The organism is Syntrophomonas sp. UBA5494 (assembly GCF_002426325.1).
This window is the reverse complement of record NZ_DIPG01000002.1, coordinates 13,609-21,880: the sequence shown is the minus strand read 5'-3', so window position 1 is coordinate 21,880 and position 8,272 is coordinate 13,609. Positions and strand designations below refer to the sequence as shown.

Annotated in this window: 1 protein-coding gene; it reads right to left on the bottom strand. The window is 50.3% G+C overall.

Translation table 11 applies throughout. The features are described from left to right. The coding region (locus tag B3W37_RS00210; protein ID WP_483174432.1) for a fibronectin type III domain-containing protein at window positions 1-8,272 on the bottom strand (8,272 nt) is incomplete at both ends.

The following is an 8,272-nucleotide window of genomic DNA, read 5'->3' as shown; positions in this document are numbered from 1 at the left end:
GCCGGCTCCCCCGGCTGCGGCCGCGGTTCCGGTAGTGGTGAATTCAAAGGATTTTTTGGCGCCTAATGTACTGCCGTTATTGGCCTCAAAGCCTGCGGCTAATTCAACTACATAAATCGTACCGGATTTCAAATTATCAAACATGAGTTCAAGCCGGCGGATCTTAACCGCATCGTCTCCCTGGCCTTGTTTGATGTAATTGTAATCCGAGTATTGGACCTCGCTGCCGGTATTTTTTTCATAGACCTTGATCTTGCTTAAGTTGCTGTCTAAGGTGCTATCTATACCGTTGCCGAAGTCAAACTGCAAAAGGGTATCTGTCGGCGAAAGTTTGGCTTTATTGAAGCTGACTGTCAAACCTCCGGAAGTCCCGCTTCCTGAGCCTCCGCCTCCGCCGCCGCCATCATTTCCGGTCGCACTTTGTTCATAAGCGGCAAATAAGGTAAAGTGCTTGGTCCAGATGACCAGATCCTGACCATCGTCAACTTTGCCGTCTCCTCCCGCGGGAAGGTTGGCATCCGCCCAGGCCTGGCTGTTTGTAGCACAGACATTGGTTATGGGAGTAAAGGTTCCGTTTCTGAAGTAACCGACATCCTTGCCGGCCTGGCCGGGAATGACCAGCTTGACCGCCTGGCTGAATGTAAGCGGCACATCGCCGAAGCCTACCTCAATGACCGCTTTTACCGTAGCGGTCTTACCCTCATCCGGAGTAACGGCAACACTATTGTTGGCTCGTACCGAGGGAACATTGATGGTTCCGTCCCATCCCTCAGGAGCGCTGACGGTTGTCCCGGCCGGGATTTCCACCTGCACCGGAGCGGCATTGATAGAAGTATCGGCAGTAATGGTCAAGGCCGGTAAAGCCCCGGTCTGGACCTCACCACCGGCCGGTGCATTCAGCAACTCCCCGACGTTGATGGTGGCGTTATCTATACCTTCGGGGATCGTTACCGTAGTTGCCGGAGTAGAGCCGGTTACCGCCAGGTTTTTGTTGCTTTCGTCTACAGTTACATTTGATCCGGTGATCACCTTGTGCATTTTTTGAATGACGCCGGCGTCACTGTATCCCGTGGCTTTAACTGCTATTTCATAGTCCCTGGCCTCAGTAAACAACCCGGCGCCAATGGTGATCTTGCCTGCGCTTACACTATACTGGCCGCTTATGGAACTGCCGTCGATGGTTACATCGGAGATGGCATTTCTCCATGCTGCGTCATCGATAAATGTAATGTCAACCGGATTGCCCACGTGATTGTCACTTGCGTCTTTTTTCAAAGTCGGTGGATTGGTCAGAGCCTCTCCGATCTGAGTGCTGAAGCTCTCCACTAATCCCCCATCGACCGATTTTAACTGTTTGGCCGGATCAGCGCTCTTCGTGTAACTGACAGTTACATTATTAGCTCCAGTGGCCTTGGTGCTTAACACCAGTTTGATTTTCTCCACCGTGTTGGTTGTCTCTACCCCGCTTACGGCGACCGCAGCACCGTCAACGGTTACCGTAAACTGCCCCTGAGTGCCGGCAGGATCTGCCATCTCTTTGTCAAAAGTAAGGCTCAGATCTCCTTTACTGGTTATTTCGCCCGATAGCAGTTTTGGCGCCGGCACCGGAGCAGGAGCGCTATTGATTGTCTGGGTGATGCTGGCGTCAGCATAGCCGGTTGCTTTTACAATGATGACATAGTCTTTGGCTTCATCAAACACTCCAGCATCAAAAGCAATCTTACCTGCACTTATTTCATATCCGCTTGTTTCAGTCAGAGTTCCGTCAATAGTTATTCCAGTGATTGCATTTCTCCAGATCGCATCATCGGTAAAGGTAATGTCTATAGGCTGGCCCAATATGTTGTTGGTAATATCGGCAGCTAAAATTGGTGATACTTGAGGATCGCTATCTTCCATAGTAGCCGATATCGTCTTGCTCATAACACTGGTATTGCCCACCGCATCCCTGGCTTTAATGCCGAATGTATACGACATATTTGCCGTCAAATCATTTAGCACGTACTCCTGGATAATACCATTTACTTCAGCTTTCTTATCCCCGTTTACATAAATTTCATAAGCTGCTATACCGATATCATCTTTGGCAGGAGTCCAGACCAATGTTGTGCCACTTTGGTTAATATCAGTCGCCATGAGTGCAAAATAGGCCGGCCATACAGGTGCATCTATATCTTCGTCATAACCCGTCATTTTAACCACTGCAGGTGTTTTTGCGCTGATTATGCTGCCATTGCCCAGTTGGCCGCCGTCATTGTTACCCCAGGCGCTGACCTTCTGCATATTTCTGAAAGCTATGCTGCTTTCGGGTCCGCCGCCGATAGCTGTGATGTCCGCCAAGCTTCCCACCTTGACCGGGGTCAGGTGAATATCGGTTTTTCCGGTACCTAGCTGGCCGTTGAGGTTTTTACCCCAGGTATAGACATCTCCGTTCTCGCTTAAAGCCAGGGCATGATATCCTCCCGCGGCCACCGCCACTATGTTGTTCAGACCGGTCGCTACGCCGTATGGTCTGGGATCGGCCGGAGTTCCGTTGCCCTGGGTGCCATTGCCGTATTGTCCGGAATTATTATCCCCCAGTGCAAGTACGGTTCCGTCTTCCTTCAAGGCGATTACGAAATTATCTCCGGCCTCGATTGCGGCAATACCCAGCGGCGTTGAATAACGGCCCATCGGCGAGTAAGTCGACGCGCCCACCGCATCGATAAAGTAACCCTGGCGGCAGATGCGGCCGTCGCTGAAAAGATAAGTACTAAATGTTCGCCCTGCCGCAATATCCTTCACCTCGGTGAAGGGATGAACATCGTTTGGATTGGCGTTGTTGTAGCGCTTTTGCACGGGTGTTTTTGCGCTGCCGCCTTCCAGAGCATAATAGCAGTTGGCATAGCTGGGTTCACCCCAGCTCAATACGGTGCCGTCCTCTTTCAGAGCCAGGTTATAATTGGCCGCCGAAGAAATATCTTTGATATTACCGGAAATGATCTTTACAGGTATATTGCTGTTACTAGTAGTGTCATTGCCCAATTGATAGAGATCGTTTTTACCCCAAGCCCAGACATTGCCCGCTTGATCCAAGGCCAGGCTGTGGTTGTCGCCTGCCGCCACCCTGGCAATATCGGTGAGGCCATTGATCTTTACCGGTGTCAGTTGTTCACTGTTATTGCCTGTTCCTAGCTGGCCATATTCATTTTGGCCCCAGGCCCAGACACTGCCGTCATCACCTATCATCAGGGTATGCCCAGGGCTCATAGCCAGCCTTCCGGCACCCTGCATGACAGGATTCCAGTCACTCATAGTCACGGTAATTTCCGGTCCGGTAATAGACCAATCACTGTTTACAAAACGAGCTTTCAGCTTGAAGCTATAAGTCTGGCCTTTGGTTAGCCCCAGAACGTTGTAGCTTAAAGTATTACCAGAAACCGTAGCTATCAGATTCCCTTCTTGATACACCGCAAAAGTGGATATATCCGGATCAGGTTTTTGCCAGTTCAGGGTTAATCCTGTCTCCGCCTGGTTGGTAATCTCTATTGCGCTGTCTTCCGGCCAGACCGGTACGTCCACCGGATCCAGGTTTAGAGGTACCTCGTTTACTTCCGTACCGATAAACTGCAGCAGAGTTCCGTCTGTCTGCAGGGCCAGGCCGCCATTGGCCGAGCTGTCCAGCTTTACAACGTTTCCTAAACCGTTTATGGGGTCTCCCAATACCGGTGCCGCAGTATAGGTTATATTGCTTACCTGTCCATTGGTCCCAAGTACATAAGGTCCGTCAGCTATAACTGCTTTAATCTGCGTGGCATTCTCCACCCTGGTTGGTGAAGAAGTAACCGGCTCACCGGTATTGGCATCCCAGATATAAGCAGTGCCATCGGCTTTTAGAGCCATACGAACCGTATTTTTCTGGTCGATCCCCTCGGCATCCACCGCGACAATTTCGCTTAGGCCCGCAACTCTCACCGGAGTGCTACCGCTACCAAAACTATACACATCACCATCGCTGCCCACCGCCATAAAAACATGAAATTCGGCGGCCACATCGTTAACATTGCTGAGTCCGTTTACTTTTAGAGGTGTTCCGCCCGCTGTATTACCCCAGATCCATACCTCGCCATTTTCGTTTAGGGCGGCTACACTGCCGAAACCATAATGCAATTTTTCAATCGCCGGCAGGCCTTCAATTTTCTCCGGGGTATTATTGCCATGGCGTCCGCTGGTGCCACCGGGTACGGTTCCTCTACCCAATTGACCAAATTCATTAGACCCCCAGGCCCAAACGGCGCCATCTTCATCCAAAGCAAAGCAACTGTCCCGGCCGGCTTCCAGCGCAACTATATCGTTCAAGGCTTCGACTCTGGTAGGTACATCTCTGCTGTCGGTCGTGCCATCCCCCAGGGTTCCATAATCGTTATTTCCCCAGGTCCAGACACTGCCGTCATCCTTAAGCATCAAATAATAACGGGAACTGGCCGGGAGAAATGGGCTATAGGAATTATATCCGGCGGCGATATCGGTTACACCGTACGGGCCCACCGAAACATTAAATGTCCAGGTGAAGTTGCGTCCCAACGGAGTTCCATCCGCTGCCTGCAGAGATTCTTTCACTGTCAGCATATATTCACCGTCAGTTACCAGATCCGGAGCAACAGCTATTTTCAACAAGGAGCTACCGCCGGCTTTTTCCAGATAAGTAAAGGCGACGCTCTCCAATGGAATAACTGTTCCATCCCCGGTCTTTAACTCAATGTTATTCAGCCAGCTATTTTCGGCCAATTGCCTGTCAAAGCTGAAGGTGAATGTCACGTTGTTCTTGGTAAAGCTGCCGTCCACCGCATTGTTCAGGGTATTGCTGTCAGCATCGTGACCAACATTATGGGAAAGGGGCTGATCCAAATTAAAGGGGAAAGCGGCGCCGGCCGTAATCGAACCGGGTGCTGTCCATTGAACCAGACTTAATTTATCAGCACTCTTATTCTCCTTCAAGTCTTCTGCTTCTACTGCAAAAGTGTATTCCGTTGACCCTTTCAGACCGCTTACGATGGCTTCGCAGGTTGCGCCGTCTACGCTCTGAATTTTGTCTCCGTTGCAATAAATGTTATACTTGGTTACTCCGACATTATCGGTAGCTGCCTCCCAATATAGGGTAACCGAGTTATCTTTTATATTTTTGGCCTGCAACATACTGCCCTCAGGCCACAGGGGACTTACTTGGTCAGCAATGGTTGTTACCTCACCCGTAAGCCCGCTGAAATTGCCGCTAAAGTCAAAGGCTTTAACAGTAATGTCATAGGTGGTTTCTCCAGCTAGACCGGTAACGGTATATTCCCGCACATCGCCTGCCACTTCAGCAAAGGGCTCAATGATATCATCTTGGTAGAGCTTATATGCCTTCACTTGATATGGGTCATCGCTGGCAGCGGGCCAGGATACCCTCACATTATCCGAAGCAATATCGGTAAATGTTAAAGCATCATCGGGCTGCCAAGCAGGAGCAGTGTTATCGGCATCGGGAGTATTAAAGGCGGCGGTCAGAGGAACACTGAAGTTTTCCAAATAGTCTCCCGCTACAACCTTAAATGAATAGGACGTATTTACCGCTAAAGCTTCCACATCGTAAGTCAACGCTTCAGCAGGCAGAGTTTCGAGCAATACATCCCCCTGATACACTTTGTACTGGGTGACCGCCACATTGTCCCCAGCGGCGGGCCAGGTCAAAGTAGCGATGGTAGGGGCTTTCAGGAAATATACCGCCAGAGCGTCTTCTGCTCCCCAATAAGGGGCATCTTTGTCAGCCACATCGGTGGTGAACTGCCAGGCAATATCCAGATCCAGTTTTTCCCCGCTCTGCGCCGCCAAGGTCTTGTCTAGCTTAACCACATAGACAGTATTGTCTGCAAGTTTAATGCTGGTTTGGGCCAAGTCCAGGGTCAATATCCCTTTGCCTTCAGCTTCATTGTATTGGAAATTGGCCGGATCAAGGGTTATACGGTCTCCTGTTCCGGCATTGACCAAGCTGACCTTGTCCGCATAGTTTGCAGCCAAAGGCTCGTCGAATTCCCAGCTAAACTTAATTTTTTCAGGATCCTGGGGTGCCAGCACTTGGTTAAGGGCTCCGGTAATACTATTTAAAGAGCCGCGCTTATTTTCGACATTAACAAGGCTGAATGGGATCCCTGCTCCGGCGGTAGGATTGGTTCCCATCACCAGGGTAATTTTAGGATCACCTTTGGAAGAATTCTCCACAGTATCAAAAGCCTTGATGGAGAAGGTATAGGTCTCCCCGGATACCAACGGCGGGTAATTACTTGCCGGTCCCGGGTTATATATCGGGTTGTAAACGACAAAGCAGTCTTTATAACTGCGGTGATCGGTTTCGGAATCACCCCGGTCGGTCCATTCCACCCACAGGCCATCTTTGACCACCACGTAGCCCCTAACCGCTACATTATCCTGGGCCGGGGTCCACTTGATCTTCATAGTGGTATCGGTAAATTCGGACAGGGTGATGTTGGTGTCTGCTGGCCATACCGGTGAATAGACGTCAAAATTCGGATCGCCGCTTTTAACCGTCATTGGGCGGCCTTCCAGGCTCTGATTGCCGGCAGCGTCAACCGCATATACAGAGTAGGTATAATCGCTGTTGTCCACATCCAACACATCACTGAAACTGTTGGTATAAGCGTCCACCTGGGCAATCTGAACACCGTTTCTGTATACCAGGTATGCGCTTACCGCCACATTGTCTGCCGCCCAGGGCCAGTGATAGACGGGATAGGTTTTATCATAGGCGTAGGTGACACTGGTGGACCAGGAACCGTTGCTGGTCCAGTAAGGAGGCGTCGTGTCCGCTTCTCCCTCCAGTGTACTGATTACCAGTTTAGGTCCGGTTGTGCTGTAATTGCCTGCTTTATCCCTAGCTTCCACTTTGAAAATGTAATTGGTAGCCGGAGTTAGTTGGGTAATATGATAAGAAAAGGTATTGGCATCAAGCTCGGTTACCACACTGCCGTTTTTAAGCAAGCGATAACCGGTGACCTCCACATTATCGGCTGCTGCAGTCCAACTTAAGTCCATGCTATCGGTCAGAACATCATCGGCCGTCAGTTTGCTGCCTGCAGCCCAGGTAGGAGCCTGATCATCACTTAAGAGGGTGACAACCGACAAGGTCAGGTCAGGAGTATACTGGGACTTGGCGTCTCTGGCCCGTAAAATTAAATTATAGGTGGTATCAGGGGTCAGATTTTCCATTTTATAAGAGGTCGTGTCGCTGTTAAATGTTTTGATTAATTCAAGGGATTCTCCCTGCTGATAAAGCTGGTACTCTATAACGCCAACATTATCTTCTGCTTTGGGCCAGTTCAAAACAAAGGCATCGGTTCCTACCTTGCTGGCCGAAATTTCCGCGTCAGCAGGCCAGGAGGGGACCTCATTATCATCCACCGCCGTAGTAAAGGCAAAGCTAAAGATCTTTCCTAATTTGGCGGTGCCATTATTGGCGGTAAATTCAGGGTCAATCTCTATGACATACTGTGCTCCCTTGGTAATTTGGGCCAGGGTAGCAGCTCCGGGCTCAAATTTCAGCAGGCGGGTCTTAGTTGCGCCGGAATCGCCGCCGCCGGTTCCGTCACCGGTACCATCGCCACCGCCGGTACTGATGTATTTAAAATCTCCCGCTTCAAATACACCTTCCAGGGAGGAGACGTAGGGCTCGGTTCCCAAATCAAGGGGCACTTCCTGTCCACTGCTTTTTTCGATGAGATGAACACATTCCAGGTTGAATCTCAAGTTCTTATCGAGACCATTACTAAAATTCCATGCCAGGCTAAAGTTATCCAGATCCATCAGGTTAACGATTTCGAAGTTGTGATAAAATCCGCTTTCACCTTTATCTATGGCATAAGGAGAAAAAGTGAAGGTTAATCCGCCGGCGCCGGGGGTAACTGCCATAGTTTCAAGGGCTGCCCCGGTTTGTCCGGTGGCATTAAACGGCTTAACGGCCAGAATGTATTTATTTCCGCTGTTTAAACCGCCAAGTTCATAGTAGTTTTGGATAGCGGGAAGGCTCGCTTCCTCCACATCGTCGACATATACCTTATAACCGTCCAGGTCACTGGGGTTGCTCACCTGGGGCCAGCGCAGTGTAAGCTCGGTAGCCATAATACTTTCGGTTGTCAGTACGGCATTTTCCGGCCAGACCGGAAGCACTGGCAGGGTTTTGGCCTTCACGGCAGTTAAAGCACCGCTTTCATTGCGGGCAGCATCCAATGCGGTAACGCTG